Source organism: Arthrobacter psychrochitiniphilus (genome assembly GCF_003185915.1).
Lineage (GTDB): Bacteria > Actinomycetota > Actinomycetes > Actinomycetales > Micrococcaceae > Specibacter > Specibacter psychrochitiniphilus.
This window is the reverse complement of record NZ_QHLZ01000008.1, coordinates 145,232-159,720: the sequence shown is the minus strand read 5'-3', so window position 1 is coordinate 159,720 and position 14,489 is coordinate 145,232. Positions and strand designations below refer to the sequence as shown.

Below are 14,489 nucleotides of genomic sequence, written 5' to 3'. Positions count from 1 at the left end.
CCGTGCCGGGGCCGAGAAACCACCCCCACTGTAGTCACCCAGCCAAGGAGCCACCATGCCTGAAATCACCATCAACGATGCAAACCAGCGCCGCGCCGAGGACCATATCCTCGATGTCCGCGAGGATTTCGAAGTCACCGAGGGCATTATCCCCGGTGCCCTGCACATCCCCATGGGTGAGCTGGACGGCCGCCTGGCCGAACTCGATAAGTCCCGCCCGGTCATCGTGGTCTGCCGCAGCGGCAACCGCAGCGCCCGTGTTGCCGACGCGCTGACGGCCGCCGGTTACAACGCAGACACCATGGGCGGCGGCATGAGCGCCTGGCAGCGCGCGGGCCTGCCAACCGGCTAGCACCTTCCTCAACGGTTTTTCCATCCACCGAATCCGCTAGGACCACCACCCCATGTCGCTCACCCTCGTACTAACCCTTCTGCTTTCGGTGCTGATCGGAATTTCCCTCGGCCTGCTCGGCGGCGGCGGGTCAATCCTCACCGTCCCAATCCTCACCTATGTCGCCGGAATGAACCCCAAGGAAGCCATCGCCGCCTCGCTCTTCGTGGTCGGCGCAACCTCGGCCGTCAGCGTGGTCACCCACGCCCGCAAGAAGCGTGTCAAATGGCGCACCGGGCTGATCTTCGGAGCCGCGGGCATGGTCGGGGCCTTCGGCGGTGGACTGCTCGGGGGCCGGATCCCCGCCACGGTTCTCATGATCGCCTTCGCGCTGATGATGGTGGCAACCTCGTTGGCCATGATCCGCGGACGCAAGGACCACACTCCCGAGGCCCAGGAGAATGACCTCCCGGTCTTCAAGGTCACCATTGAGGGACTTGTTGTGGGCCTGGTAACGGGACTTGTGGGCGCCGGCGGCGGCTTCCTGGTGGTCCCGGCACTCGCGTTGCTCGGCGGACTGCCGATGCCGGTGGCGGTAGGCACCTCGCTGCTGGTCATCGCCATGAAGTCTTTCGCTGGCCTCGGCGGCTACCTCACCACGATCTCCCTGGACTGGGCACTGGTCGGCGGCGTCACCGTCGCAGCCATCCTGGGCTCCTTTATCGGCGCCCGCCTGGCCGGACGCATCCCCGAAGCGGCACTGCGAAAGGGCTTTGGTTACTTCGTGCTCGCCATGGGCGTCTTCGTGCTCGTCCAGGAACTCCCGGCACCGGCCAACCTCATCCTCGGCTTTTCGGCCGCCGGCATCGGGGTTCTGGCCGTGTTGTGCGGTTTCCTGATCCCGGGGTGCCCGCTCCGACGTGCATCCGGCACCTCCACCGCCAAGCATGCGACCGCCGAGCACACGGCCACCGAGGCCCGCTAGCGCAAAACGCAACATCCCCCGTTTCCACCCGGCCACCCAGGAGTCTTAGCATGAAGCAGTCAACAGCAAGGCGCCTGCCCACCCTGGGGCTGCGCGCCAATGCAGCCCAGTTTGCCCTGCTCGTCGCGGTCAACGCACTGGTTGGCGCCATGGTCGGGCAACAGCAAACGGTTTTGCCACTGATCGCCCAGAGCGAGTTCGGCCTCAGCGGATACACCTTTGTCTTTACCTACGTGGCTGCCTTCGGGATCGCCAAGGCGACCTCCAACTGGTTCGCCGGAACCCTCTCCGACCGTTACGGGCGCAAGCCGGTGTTGCTGGCAGGCTGGCTCTTTGCCATCCCGGTGCCGCTGATGCTCATTGCAGCACCGGATTGGGGCTGGGTCATTGCCGCGAACGTGCTGCTGGGCATCAACCAGGGACTGACCTGGTCCACCACCGTCATCATGAAGATCGACCTGGTGGGCCCTGCCCGGCGCGGCCTGGCCATGGGCCTGAACGAGGCAGCCGGTTACGGTGCCGTGGCTATATCCTCGCTGGTGGCCGGGGGCCTTGCCGCGGAATTCGGCCTGCGCCCCGCGCCGTTCCTCCTGGGGATCGCCTACACGGCCCTGGCCATCCTGCTCTCCGGTGCATTCGTCAAGGACACCCGCCCACACGCGCTGCTGGATGCCAAGTTGAATCCTGGGCGCACACCTGCGGCACCGAGCGGCACCGCCGGTGCACCGACCAACCGGCAGATCTTTGCACTGACCAGCTTCAAGGAACCGGCACTGTCCTCGGCAAGTATGGCCGGACTGGTGAACAACCTGAACTTCGGACTCTCCTGGGGCTTGTTCCCGCTCCTGTTCGCCACCGCGGACCTCAGCGCGGGCCAGATCGGCATGCTCTTCGCACTGTACCCGGGGGTTTGGGGAATCGGCCAAATGTTCACCGGCGCACTCTCGGACCGCATCGGACGCAAACACCTGATCACCGCCGGCATGCTCACCCAGGCCGCGGCACTGTCCGTGATTGCGCTCGGGCACGGGGTTGCCGCGTGGTCGGTTGGAACCGTCTTGCTCGGCGCCGGCACCGCCATGGTCTACCCCACGCTGCTGGCCGCCGTCGGCGACGTCGCACACCCCAGCTGGCGGGGACGGGCAGTGGGCGTCTACCGGGTTTGGCGTGATCTCGGATACGCCGTCGGCGCCATCATGGGCGGGATCATCGCCGACCGGCTGGGGTTGCAAGCGGCCGTATGGATGGCCGCCGCACTCAGCGCCGCCGCAGCCCTTGCCGTCGCGGGCAGAATGTATGAAACGCACCTACCACCCAGAGCACCGGCCCATGAGGGGGATGCACGCGCAACGCTTCCACCCCATCACGCCAGCACCTAGCATGAGCAAAGAACTGAGTGTCCCTGCCACCGCCGACCGAGTATTTCCCACGGCACGGGGTCGCACTACACCCCCAAAAGAAACTCATGGACTACTCCCACGCCATCATCGTCCCGATGTCATGGCAAGACGCCGTTGACCGAACCCGCAGCGCCCTTGCCGAACAGGGATTCGGCGTCCTGACGGAAATCGATGTGAAAGAGACCTTCACCCGGAAACTGGGCCGGGAAGCTTGGAAGCCGGGGACGCCGTGGGGGACTACATCATCCGGGGGCAACCCGCATTTGGCCCAGCGCGGCATCGCCGCCGAACCGCAGCTGCTCCCGTGCAACGTCGTGGTGCGTCGCACCCCCGATGCAGCGGAAACCACCATTGAAGCAATCGACCCGCAAACCATGGTCCAGCTCAGCCCGGGCGACGCGACTCGCGAGGTCGCCAACGATGTCGATGCCCGTCTTCAGGCGGTGTTGAAGGAAATCTCCGGAAAGTATGACCCCCAGGTTTCAACCCAAAGGTCAGAGGATACGTTTATTTTAAGTTGAGTGAGGTCTCCCTAGACCGGAACGGGGCCCTCCCTGAACCAACCGATACGGAAGAACCAGACAGTAGTGAGGAAATCACGGACGTCGATCAACGGTCGCGGGACGAGATAGCAGTGTGGATCGTGATGACCACACTTGTGGATCGCAGCAATAAATGGCGGCTTTTTCGTAGCTCTGAACGTTACCCCCGTGCCCGGAAGTCGAACGGCATACGGGACGTCTGACGCACTTCGAATGTTTTGGCTACTTGTTGCTCTGTGGAGCACATACTGTAGCCTCGAATGAAAATCGATATTGGGGGAAAACAATGAAGCGCAGATCATTTCCTTTTATTGCCGTTGTCGGTATTGCAGGTCTACTGCTGACTGGTTGTTCCGGTCAGGCGGGGTTAAAGGCGCTGCAGCGGGATGCCACGCCCGAGGATTCTTTGCCGTCCTCTATCACCCTGTCGGAAGAAGTGAACAGGGACAGCTCACGTCTTCTAGCCACCAAAGATGGTGTGCGGTACTTCGCTGTGCAAAGTGACGATGCCCGAACGACCTGTGTGGCAGTTGTTCCGCCTGACGAGAACGATTGGCATGTAGGTTGCGGCGAGACTAGAAACAGCGGTGAGATTATTAATGTGTCGTCGGCGAAAGGACCGTATTCAACGATTCTTCTGGGGGATGACTCCGACACTGGAAAAATCGAATCGGGCTGGATCAAGATCTCAGACAACCTCCTCGTCTCTGATCGCTAAACATCGCGTATATACGACTTCATTGCCCATCAGAGCAGGACAGCGGCTCGCGTGTCCGCGAAGGAACCTTGGACAGACACTGGAGATATGGTCGAAAAGCAGTTTCACTTCATCTGGACAGGTCCCGGTTCTTCCGGTGGCTGAAGCCGTTTCATTTAGGAGCCGCTTGATGTAGGCCGTCGCTTGTGAGGAAGACAAAAGGTGCGTCTGAAACGTCGGTGCGCGGCCAGGTTCCGGCCATGCTTCCTGAAATGCCGAGGGTGCCTCGTGCCTCCGCATGCTAAGCGAACGTGACAGGCAGTACGGAGGTCTGGTATCACGCAGGAAATGTCCGGGGTGTCACGTCCGCCCATGGAGGAGGCTATTCATCGGCTGTTTCTCGCACCATCGACCTTAGGTTACTTTGGGGAGACGGATGGCTTCCGCGCCAACGCTGTTCGGCGCGTGCACCCCACCAAGTGGCAACGAGGAGTACTGCGGCACCGATGTATCCGAGTGTGCCAATCTTGTCTCCGGCGAGGAGCACTCCGACCAGGAGCGCCCATCCTGGTTCCGTGCCCAGAAGCATGCCTGCACGCGAGGCTGAGGTGTGCTTCGTTGCCCACAGTTGCCCCAGAAACGCGAAGATGGTGCAGCCGAGACACAGATAGGCAATGGTGAGCCAATTCTCGCCGCTAAAGCTAGGGAGATGCTCCAGCAGGGAGTTTCCGCCCCACACAGCAAATATGACCGCGCCGAACATGATCTCGACCGTGGTCAATCCCAGTACGTCGGTGTTCCTGCCGACGGTAAACCGTGCCTCGGCAACACCGAGCAGGGCCCGGGTCGCTGCCGCGATGAGCATGAGCCCGTCGCCGAGGTTGAACCCGGAGAAGCCTTGCCCGCCCACGAGGAGCGTGATGCCGATGACGGCGAGCAGGATGCTTGCGATGAGGGATGGTGAAAGCCGTCTTTTGGTGAGCGTGGATTCGAGGATCGGGGTGAGAAGAATGGACAGAGCGATGATGAGTCCTGCATTGGTGGCACTTGTGAGCGTGACACCGATCGTTTCCAGAGCGATGGTCGCTGCACGGAGGGTTCCAAGCAGGATGCCGGGGAGTGTCGAGTCACGGAGCCGAACTTTTGGTCGCGCGAGGTTAACAAGCAGCAAGATCACTGCTGCGGGTACGAAGCGGGCACACATCACCGCGGCGGCAGACGAGGCCACCGCCAGGTCTTGGGTTGCTAGATAGCTACCGCCCCACATTATTGCGACGATCAGGAGAATGAAGTCGGGAAGCAGACGGCGGATTGAAGGGGGATTGAAGGACATGCTTTTACTGTAGGGAGCGGATTCGTACAGAACAACGGGCACTATCTTTAGTATCCCGTAAGGTGAGCTTCATGGAAGTACATCATCTTCGAACTTTACGTGAGCTCAGGGACCGGGGCTCGGTCACTGCAGTGGCACAGGCGCTGCACCTCTCACCGTCCGCGGTCTCCCAGCAAATTGCGTCATTGCAACGGGGCGTTCAGATTCCACTAACCGAGCAGCGAGGCCGAGTATTAGTGTTGACGCCTGCCGGTGAACGTTTGGCCGAGGCCGGTGGGGATGTGCTGGAGTCCCTAGCTCGTGCGGAAAATTCTGTCAACGAGTACTTGGCATCACCCCAGGAACCTGTTTCAGTCACCGCTTTTCACAGTGCCGGACTGGCCTGGTTTCCGGCGCTCATCGCAAGCAGCCTCAGCGATTCCGACGGGCCGATGGTGCGTTGCCGGGACGAGGATGTATCGATCAACGGGTTCGTCGATTTAGTCAGCGACCACGATGTGGTGATTGCACACCGTCCGATAGCCTCAGATCCTTGGCCGACCCGCAGGGTACATGTCACACCCGTGCTGCAAGAACCGATCGACTTGGCGATCCATCGGGAGCATCCATTGGCGAAACAGGAGACGGTGTCCCTGACTGATCTGGTGGGGGAAATCTGGGTGGCCGCGCACGAGGGCTTCGCCTTGGAACCACTCATTGTCCAGGCGATGTTCGCCACTGCGGGCACCCCGATCCAGATTACGCATCGTGTGAATGAGTTCAATTTGGTGGCGGCGATTATTGCCAAGACACGCATGGTGGGCTTGCTGCCTCGGTACACCGGATTGATTCCATATTTTCGGGAGCATGTGGTGCTGCGCCCGATTAAGGGCCTTGTCCTGGGTCGGCACATCGATATCCTGACGAGGCCTGAAGCGCGAACCCGGGTTAGCACGCGTACCGTGATCGACCGCGTCATCAAGATTGCCGAAGAGACTCGCAGTCTCTCAGCGGGAGGCTAAAGCGCTCCTCCTCAGCTAGCTACCAAGAAACACCATGCGGTAGGAAGCGGTATGAGAACGGGTGTTGCTGGTGGGGCACCCGAATCGTGCGGCTTACCTCAGGCCAGCCGTCGAGGGCTGGCCTGAGGCGTGGGGTTCAGCGAGGAAGGAAGGCGGTGCCTTCCATGAAGCGGACGCAGCGACCCGTCAGTAAGGTGCGCTCACCTTCGAAGTTGATCCGCACGGTTCCGCCCCGGGCTGATGCCTGTCGTGCGAGCATTTCATTCTTGCCGAGTCGTTCGGCCCATAGGGGAGCGAGCTGGCAGTGGGCGGAGCCGGTGACAGGGTCCTCTGAGACGCCCGCTTCACCACCGAACCAGCGGGAGACCACATCATATTCGGTTCCGGTGCCCGGAGCGGTGACAATCATCCCGCGAACCGGCAGTGCGGCCAGAACCGCGAGGTCCGGGGAAAGATCGATGACGGTTTGGGCATCCTCGACCATGTAGATCAGGTCGGTGGCTCGTAGCGCCTCAATCACGGGGACTCCTAGCGCCTTGGATAAGGTGGGTTCAATTGCCACCGGCACGGGAATTTCGGAGGGGAAGTCCATGGTGTATTGCCCGTCGGTGGAGCGGGTCACCGAGAGCCAGCCGCTGCGAGTGTAGAACTGGAGCTCCTTGGCCTCGGGGTGCTCGTCGTCAAACAGGTAGGAAGCCGCTGCCATGGTCGCGTGCCCGCACAAATCGACTTCGACGGCAGGGGTGAACCAGCGCAAATGGTATGCCGGATGGGCGGGCTTTGGTGCCTGGACTCCGTTGGGCAGGGTCTTCACTAGGAATGCCGTCTCGGAGAGGTTATTTTCCTCTGCTGCTTGTTGGAGTACCCCGTCCGGTAGCCAGTGGGGCAGGGGCATGACGGCAGCCGGGTTGCCCTTGAAGAGGGCATCAGCAAAGGCGTCGATCTGCACAAGGGGAACCTTCAGGTAGCGATCGCGAGGATCTAACTTACCTCCGGAGGGGTTTGATGTTGAGGTGCTGTGCATGTTTTCTTCCTTAGTGTCCGAATGTCTATTTTGCCTAGACCACGTAGCTTCCGCTGCCTGTCGTCAAGTGACATGGCATTACGGAAACCCTTCCGTGGGGATGCTGTACGGGGCTAATCTTTGAACGTTGACGGTGATAGTGCGGGTGCGCTCTGGTCTCGCGCCTTGGCCTGGTCGCTAAGCCAGAGTGTAGAGGTCAAGCTCATCGTGGCTGGACCTGAGCTGGAATCCGCGGCGGGTGAGTACCTTCGCAGATGCAGCGTTGGCCGGGTCCACGCGGGCTACAAGCTGCCTGGTTCCGTAGACCTCGGAAATGGTGGCCAGGGCTCCATCGACCATGGCCCCGGCGATGCCGCGGCCCCAATGATCCGGCGATACCCAGTAGCCGATCTCGACGCCCTCGTCCTTGAGCGAGGAGACCACGATACCGACAGGTTCATTTGCCTCTGTGACCAAATACCAGCGGGAGGCTCCCACCATGTCGAGCGGGTCTTGCCGCAGCGCTGCGGTAACGCGGTCCTGGATGGTTTGTTGCTCCCATGGCTGTCCATTCCCAATGAAGCGGGTTACCCGTTCGTCGGAGGCCAAGCGCGCGAAGAATGCCGTATCAGATACGTGAAATGGGCGCAGGTCGATCGAGGGAGCGTACAGCATGAGGGGACCTTTCGCGATCAGTGGTGTTATGGCCAACCTATCAAGGGCCTTGGAATGTTCTGAATCTGGAACTCCTCGCGCGCGAGCATGGCGCTACCGTGAAGTTCCACTGGGGAACCCTGACCGGTACAGACGAAACATATCCGACGGCACCAGAGAACTTACGGGCATCCAAAGTGTGAAGCTCTTCGGTCTACGGGGCAGGGATGTCGTGCTCAGGGTCGTCGTGGAATATCCGAGTTAGGAGTCCTCGCTTCACTGCTGCCCTGAAGAAGATTGCACTTGCTCCGAAAGCGATAGTGACGAGAAGCCCGAAGAGCATAGCGGGGGTGCCAATCTTTGCGATGAAAGTGGCGTGCATGATGATGCCGATCAATGTTGCTGCGGTGAAGAGGAAGCTGGTTGTCATGAAATTGACCCAACGCATTGGTGACCTGGTGAACGCTGCTCCCCGCTTCACAATCGAGAGAATTTGCCAGATCGCCAGCAGTGCCAGCTCAAAGCCGGCGATCGCAACGATGACGGCGATAGTGTACGGGCGCTCCAGGTAGGCGACCTCAGGATACGCTTCCGCGAAGGACCTCGCGACGTGCGGCGTGATGAAAACTTGGGTCAGGATCGACCCAAGCGCAAGCATGACGACGGCGATACGCAGGAGCCGGATCTGTTGGAAGTTCATGCTTCATCCAAACACGACTGAGTCCTTCTCTTCATCCACCCGCAGGTGGAACCCTCTGCGAACGCGGATCTAGCCTTGATATGCTCGGCGACCAATCACTGCCAGCTTGTGGCGCAAGGGAACCTCAGATGAGGCCGTATTGCTGAGCGAATGGGTCCCAATCCGGGTCGGGATGAACCTCCAGTTCAATCTGTCTGGCGACATCTGTCGCGGCCTGAGATCCAACAAGAGCCGTGATCAACGCAGCGGTCATGTCCATGCCAGCCGCCACCCCGGAGGACGTCCATCGAGTACGGTCCTCCACCCAGCGGGCTTGCGGAACCCAGGTGACATCTCGACCGTGACCGGATGCCCATGCAAAAGCGAGTTTGTTCGAGGTGGCCCGGTAACCGTCGAGCAGACCGGCAGCCGCCAACAGTGCCGAACCTGTGCATACAGACGTGACCAATTCTGCGCCCGCTGACCACGAGGCCAACCAGGCCAGGAACTCGGCATCCTCCGCCAACCGGCGTGTTCCCATGCCACCAGGGACCATCACGATCTGCGGTGTTACCGCGTCGGCGTATCCGACGGTCGCGACGATCTCGGTGCCTTGGCTGCTGCGAACCAGCCCCGCCGTTGGGCCGATCAGCGTCACAGAGAACACCTCGGGTAGACGGCTCAGCAGTTCGACCGGGCCAAATACGTCCAAAAGCTCGAACCCGTCAAACAACACCACGGAAATACTACGCATCACTGCTGTCATGTTGCCCATTCTCCCATCCACAGCGACCTACAGCTGGCTGCTCAAAACCGGGCCCGTAAGCGGAACCATAAATGGAACGAAAGACCCAACGCAGGCCGGCTACTGGGTAGCATCAGGGGAAGGCATGGTTAGGGGTGTGGGGAAATGTTTGAGCGCTTTACGGATCGGGCCAGGCGTGTTCTGGTGCTGGCCCAGGAAGAGGCCCGCATGCTCAACCAGGATCATTTCGGGACGGAGCACATCCTGGTTGGCCTCATCCGTGAAGGCGGTGGTGTTGCCGCGAAGGCCCTTGAATCCTCGAATGACTTCCTCGATGACGTCCGGGAACAGGTGCGGGAGATCGTTGGGCAGGGACGGCTGCCCTCCAATGGGAGCATCCCGTTCACCGCGCATGCCAAAGCGGTGTTGGAGTTCTCGCTGAGCGAGTCGATGATGCTCGGGCACGACTACATTGACACCGAGCACATCCTTTTGGGCCTGATCCGCGGCGGTGAAGGTGTAGCTGTGCAAGTGTTGGTGAAGCTTGGGGCCGACCCGAATGCAGTTCGCCAGCAGGTCATCCGGATACTCGCCGGCTATCAGGGCGATGGCGCCGAGGGCGACTGAACGAATGTCGAACGGCATACGGAACATGGCGGATTCTACATACCCAAGCTACCCTCGTGCGCTGGTGTTCATAGTCATTCTGAGAGGCCAGTTGGTCCCAACAGAAGCAGCCGAGAGAGAGTACCGCTGCCTTCAATCGCCCAGACTATTTGAATGTGCCTCTTCAAAGTCGGCGGCATCCAGATAATGCCGGACGCCAACAGCAGATACCCTCCACTGCGGGTCGTGCTGTGAGTTCATTCCTGCATCCTTCCAACTGACCAATCGGAGCATTCCCCGTGCTGACGCGGGGCCAGTTTCTTCCCGCCGAGTAATGGTGCTTGCCTCAAAATCAGCACACCTCATAGCAGAACATTCTCCAACAATTCCACGACAAGTGGTCCGAGGAACACTATGCTTACTACGAATATGCCAACGGACACTGAGAAGATCGCCAGAACCCAGATCAGTCCTTCAACCAAATGAGCTTTGGGCGCGTCACGCTGCACTCTGTGTTCTTTCGATCTGTCGTGCTTAGCGGTGCCGCCTTCATCTATGTCGGTTCTTGGCTCGGAGTCTTGGGATTTTCGCCGTCGTGAAGTGACTACCCGGCACACCCAGAGGAAGATCCCCGCGGAGAGCACGCCCACAAATATCCCAACAATGTTAGTCAATGCCGGTAAATAGCGTCCAAGTGTCATCGTTGGCTGGTTGTTGGAGGGGTTAGGGGCGTTGTACGTTACCGAAATTTTCGAGCCAACCTGAACCGTTTCCCACAGGTCCAAGGGCAAATCTACATCGGTGCTGCATTCCTCGCTCTGGTGGTCAGGTGTGAAGGTATAGTCAATCAAAAAGTCCACACCACTGTTACCCGTGGCCCCGTACCTGATCTTGCTGTGGTGCTTGGTGATCGTGGCCGTTGTTTGTATTCCTGTTTGCGCAAGCTGGCGTTTCCCGACGACGGTCGTGGCTAACCAGATGCCAGGTAACAGCACTACAGCTATGCACACGGCTGCGGCAAAGGACTGGACTAGGAAGGCCGCGCGCTTCCCTCGCTGTTCTTTGGGTAGGGTTCTCTTCGGCTTCGGTCGAGCTGTTGTCCGAATGTGGGCATTCATCGTGAGGAGACCTTTAATCCATTCTCTGTGGCGCCTGTCCAGCATACTAACTCTGAGGGCAAACCAGAGGGTAGGGGCCGATTATGGACTGGGTCGGTCCGTGGGAATAGTTCATGAGTAGCAAGCGACGGGCCGTTAAGGCTGTCCAAGATGAAATCCACTCCCCAAGCGAGGAAGTCCAGTCTGTAGTTCGATCAGCGCACTAACGGTCAACGCAACATATAGCCGGTTTTCCCCGTCGTAACATCCGCAAGGTGCGTCCCGTGTAGACCTGCCAGTGCGTCCCGCAAGCCGGTGGGCCACCGAACGCCAAGCGCCAGAAGTGACTGCCCCACCTAGGAAACGAAGACGACCGCACCTGGCTCGCCATACGTCTGCCGATGTACGACGCCATCGTGGGGGTTCCATGAAGCCGACTTGAATCCCTCAATCCTCAAAGCCGGATATTTCTCGAACTCCGTCTTGACGATGGTCACGTTGCCTTCAAAAATCAGTTCCCTTCCACCTTCAATCTCGATTTTGAGTCCATCCGGAAGATCCACGGCGGAGGTGAGTGCGAAGAGGGAATCTAAAGGCCTCCCGTACCAACCGTCTGGTAGCACCAAGCCAGCCCGTCCGTGCTTTTCGAAAAAACGCTCGACTATATGGGCAGGCGGACCAAGAGTCATCCAGGGCTTACGGGTCATAGGTCGATCCTACCGATGGGCTTCTTTCACCGGACCTGCCCTCTGTCGCCCCGGCGATGTTCGTAGCAACGCCATGTGCGGTTGCCTCAGTCCGCCCTCACTGATGCCCATAAGCCGGTCGGTGCGCGGTTCGCTGGACCGCGGCGTCACTTTTGATGGATCGCTGTTGGCCGCATTCCAGAGGGGAGCGGTCTGTGGGACAGGATTCTCGGTAGAGGATGTACTTGGACGCTCATCTTCAGGGGTGGATAGGGCATTGACGATCCGGATGAGCTATCGGCGATGCACTCTTTCTGGGCTTGTGCCGGTTCAAACTCGCGGGCAAGTATCGCATAAACATACTCCGAACCCCATCGATCGCCGTCGCGGTCATTCTCGATGAGGTGGGCTTCCTCTCGCATTCCCAAACGCTCACACAATCGTCGAGAGGCGTCGTTCTCTGCGTCCAGACGAGCAAATACCCGATGAGCGTTCTCAGCTGTAAACAGGTAGGTAAGTAGCGTCTTCGCTGCTTCTGTCGCGTAACCCCGACCCGCGCTGCCTGGGTCAAAGATCCACCCGATCTCAATTTGACAGGCGTGAGGATTCTCCAACGTGGCAACGACTTCGCCTAAGAGAATGTTGTCTACGTTCCTGACCACGGCGAATAGCAGGCGATCCCCAGGACTCTCAAAACGTCGTTCTCTATTGGCCAAAGCCGACTCGCGAGTTGCCTCAGGAGTCAGCGGTGAGCGGTAGAGATAGCGAGCAACCTCCGGCAGCGCTTGATAGTGAATTCGGGCATCAAGGTGATGTTCAGTGAATGGCTGGAGCGATACTCGATTGCTTGTGAGAGTAAAAGTTTCGGACATCGCACCATCCTATATAGCGAGCGTCAGGGTATGCGGAGGATCGAAACGATCGTCCGCAGTGCCCATCTCGTATGCCGAACCTTGAACGGTTATTCACGAGCCGAGTCTAGAAGCATTGACATTATGGCCTGTTGTACCGGCAGCAAGGCCGACTTGAATCCGTGACCGACGAAGGACGCGCTAGCGATTGCATCGGCGGAGACTTCTCGCCCACGCACGAACGGCGGGCAAGGAGCCAGCCGGACCCCATCGGGTGCCCAATGCAACACCTCGGCTGTCACCTGATAGGGGGCAAGGGCTTCTGCGTGTTTGCCAGGGCCGTCGGTAATGATCACGTCAGCGCGGCTTGAAGCGTCCTTGAGGTCGCCATTCCACACAGTACCCGGGCTGGACAACTCGGGCGGACAACACTGGACCAGGTCGAGCCCAAAGGCACGTGCAGCTTCCTGCCACGCCCGGGAGATGTTCCCATCGGCCCCCACAAAAAGGTAGCGCAGCTCCAATGGATCGCTGGTCACGGAGAGAGCATACAAGTCGGACAAGACCTCGCACGGGTGGTTCACATCGGTCATGGCGTTCACCACCGGAAGGACGTTCGCGGCAGCGATCTCCTCAAGAAGCGCGATGCTGGGATGGCGGGCGACCACTATATCCGCCCACTGCCCAAGATAGCCCGCTACATCGACCAGTGCCTCCGGCTTGTCGAGCGTTGCGGGCGGGAGAGTTATCGGTTGCAGCCCCATCAGCAAGGCACCGCGCTCGAACGATACCCGCGTGCGAAGACTGGATGGCGGAAAGAAAAGCACCGCGCAGCCTTTTAAGCGTGGCGCGCGCCCTTGTTCGAATTCTCTAGCCACGTAGAACAGTTCATGCAGGTTTGAAGGGGTCCAATCATCTAGGCGCAGAAGGTGATGCATCACTCGATTCTAGGGCGTGAGTGGTTGGGCATAGCTGGTGACAGATCCGGGTGCGTCATTTTCAGTGGCCACTTACACAGCCAACACGTACCCATAACGGGAACCTTCTACGGACTAGAAACGGCCTACGGTAAGACTGATCAATTGTGGGTCGGTGCATCCGAGGCCGGATCGCATGGCGGTCAGCACAGAATCGGCAGCTCGCTCGGGTTTGTCTTGCCGCATAGACCAGTTGGGATTTCCATTTTCTGGCGCAGACCAACCGCTGTGGCGAAGGTAGCCGTCATTAATTGGCCAAACGTCGGCTGGCAAGAACTGCTCGGAGACGACCTCGCATTGAAAGTTGCCCTCGTTGATGGCGAACTGACCGTAGACAGAGTATTCACTAAGTCCGATGTCGTAGATAACCAGTAAGTACTCGAGACTAGTCATTTCCTCGAGGCTGCCAGCTAATTCCCGAGCTATTTCCGCCCAGTCCCGTCCAGGTTCTTGTCCAGCCAGTGCTGTCTCTACGAACGGACCCTCGGGTGCCAACCACGTGGGCATAGGCATGCCGAGTAGATTGAGCAGTCGAACCAAAGTGTCCTCTACAACAACGTCCATGGGGTCTTCAACGCCCTCTGGTGCCATGAGGGCAAGCAACTCTGTTGCAGCGATATCGGTACCGAGGACGGCTGACGCCCATTGGGAAAACCCGGACGATTCTGCCTGCAGATCGACAGGGGCACTCGCTGCCGGGTCCTCAAAGTAGTCGCGGGGTTGGAATCCTAAATAGAATCGACCGGATGAGCCGGGAACGGGCCGGTAGTCCACGGTGGCAAAGTCACTATCGTGAACAGAAATTCGCAGTCGCCAGTCCGTTCCTTCTTCGGTCTTCCACGATCCTGACGCAAAAACCGATGTTTCGAAGTTGCCCAATTATCCCCCTAGTAGCGATGGCT

General features: G+C 59.5%; 16 protein-coding genes and 1 pseudogene. 7 read left to right on the top strand and 10 right to left on the bottom strand.

Annotated features, from left to right (window positions below; translation table 11 throughout):
• The first annotated feature begins 55 nt into the window (after positions 1-55).
• The 5 genes from CVS29_RS13660 to CVS29_RS13640 all read left to right on the top strand — a co-directional run bounded on the left by CVS29_RS13660 (position 56) and on the right by CVS29_RS13640 (position 3,976).
• Complete coding sequence (locus CVS29_RS13660; protein ID WP_110106871.1) at positions 56-352, top strand: rhodanese-like domain-containing protein; 297 nt, start codon at positions 56-58, stop codon at positions 350-352.
• A 52-nt stretch (positions 353-404) separates the two neighbouring features.
• Complete coding sequence (locus CVS29_RS13655) at positions 405-1,316, top strand: sulfite exporter TauE/SafE family protein (protein WP_110106870.1); 912 nt, start codon at positions 405-407, stop codon at positions 1,314-1,316.
• A gap of 50 nt (positions 1,317-1,366) precedes the next feature.
• A complete protein-coding gene (locus tag CVS29_RS13650; protein WP_110106869.1) occupies positions 1,367-2,695 on the top strand; it encodes an MFS transporter in 1,329 nt (442 codons plus the stop codon).
• Between the two features lie 86 nt (positions 2,696-2,781).
• Complete coding sequence (locus CVS29_RS13645) at positions 2,782-3,237, top strand: DUF302 domain-containing protein (RefSeq protein WP_110106868.1); 456 nt, start codon at positions 2,782-2,784, stop codon at positions 3,235-3,237.
• Between the two features lie 307 nt (positions 3,238-3,544).
• Complete coding sequence (locus CVS29_RS13640) at positions 3,545-3,976, top strand: hypothetical protein (protein WP_110106867.1); 432 nt, start codon at positions 3,545-3,547, stop codon at positions 3,974-3,976.
• Between the two features lie 361 nt (positions 3,977-4,337).
• Here the strand turns inward: CVS29_RS13640 and CVS29_RS13635 are convergent, their stop codons facing one another.
• Positions 4,338-5,288 (bottom strand): DMT family transporter, encoded by a 951-nt coding sequence (locus tag CVS29_RS13635; RefSeq protein WP_146213060.1) that lies wholly within the window; start codon positions 5,286-5,288, stop codon positions 4,338-4,340.
• Positions 5,289-5,359: 71 nt separating this feature from the next.
• Between CVS29_RS13635 and CVS29_RS13630 the strand changes: the two genes are divergently transcribed.
• Positions 5,360-6,289, top strand: a complete 930-nt coding sequence (locus CVS29_RS13630; protein ID WP_110106865.1) for a LysR family transcriptional regulator — start codon at positions 5,360-5,362, stop codon at positions 6,287-6,289.
• Positions 6,290-6,425: 136 nt separating this feature from the next.
• Here the strand turns inward: CVS29_RS13630 and CVS29_RS13625 are convergent, their stop codons facing one another.
• The 4 genes from CVS29_RS13625 to CVS29_RS13610 all read right to left on the bottom strand — a co-directional run bounded on the left by CVS29_RS13625 (position 6,426) and on the right by CVS29_RS13610 (position 9,391).
• Positions 6,426-7,313, bottom strand: a complete 888-nt coding sequence (locus CVS29_RS13625; protein ID WP_211315137.1) for a PhzF family phenazine biosynthesis protein — start codon at positions 7,311-7,313, stop codon at positions 6,426-6,428.
• Positions 7,314-7,490: 177 nt separating this feature from the next.
• Entirely contained in the window at positions 7,491-7,967 is a 477-nt protein-coding gene (locus CVS29_RS13620) for a GNAT family N-acetyltransferase (protein ID WP_110106864.1), read from the bottom strand.
• A 193-nt stretch (positions 7,968-8,160) separates the two neighbouring features.
• Positions 8,161-8,646 (bottom strand): DUF2975 domain-containing protein, encoded by a 486-nt coding sequence (locus CVS29_RS13615; RefSeq protein WP_110106863.1) that lies wholly within the window; start codon positions 8,644-8,646, stop codon positions 8,161-8,163.
• 124 nt (positions 8,647-8,770) lie between these two features.
• The gene (locus CVS29_RS13610) at positions 8,771-9,391 is read right to left on the bottom strand and encodes a DJ-1/PfpI family protein (RefSeq protein ID WP_170120984.1); all 621 of its coding nucleotides are present in this window, start codon (positions 9,389-9,391) and stop codon (positions 8,771-8,773) included.
• A 144-nt stretch (positions 9,392-9,535) separates the two neighbouring features.
• On the opposite strand from CVS29_RS13610, the pseudogene CVS29_RS13605 reads away from it, so the two are divergent.
• A pseudogene (locus CVS29_RS13605) lies at positions 9,536-9,991 on the top strand (Clp protease N-terminal domain-containing protein); the annotation flags it as partial.
• A gap of 347 nt (positions 9,992-10,338) precedes the next feature.
• Here CVS29_RS13605 and CVS29_RS13600 read toward each other — a convergent pair.
• From CVS29_RS13600 to CVS29_RS13580, 5 genes are all read right to left on the bottom strand, one after another.
• A complete protein-coding gene (locus CVS29_RS13600) occupies positions 10,339-11,094 on the bottom strand; it encodes a DUF3592 domain-containing protein (RefSeq protein ID WP_146213059.1) in 756 nt (251 codons plus the stop codon).
• Positions 11,095-11,429: 335 nt separating this feature from the next.
• Positions 11,430-11,780: a hypothetical protein gene (locus tag CVS29_RS13595; protein ID WP_110106860.1), complete on the bottom strand. Its 351-nt coding sequence runs from the start codon at positions 11,778-11,780 to the stop codon at positions 11,430-11,432.
• Between the two features lie 146 nt (positions 11,781-11,926).
• The gene (locus CVS29_RS13590; protein ID WP_110106859.1) at positions 11,927-12,631 is read right to left on the bottom strand and encodes a GNAT family N-acetyltransferase; all 705 of its coding nucleotides are present in this window, start codon (positions 12,629-12,631) and stop codon (positions 11,927-11,929) included.
• A gap of 89 nt (positions 12,632-12,720) precedes the next feature.
• The gene (locus tag CVS29_RS13585; RefSeq protein ID WP_110106858.1) at positions 12,721-13,548 is read right to left on the bottom strand and encodes an ornithine carbamoyltransferase; all 828 of its coding nucleotides are present in this window, start codon (positions 13,546-13,548) and stop codon (positions 12,721-12,723) included.
• Between the two features lie 114 nt (positions 13,549-13,662).
• Complete coding sequence (locus CVS29_RS13580) at positions 13,663-14,466, bottom strand: TY-Chap domain-containing protein (RefSeq protein WP_110106857.1); 804 nt, start codon at positions 14,464-14,466, stop codon at positions 13,663-13,665.
• Between the last annotated feature and the right edge of the window lie 23 nt (positions 14,467-14,489).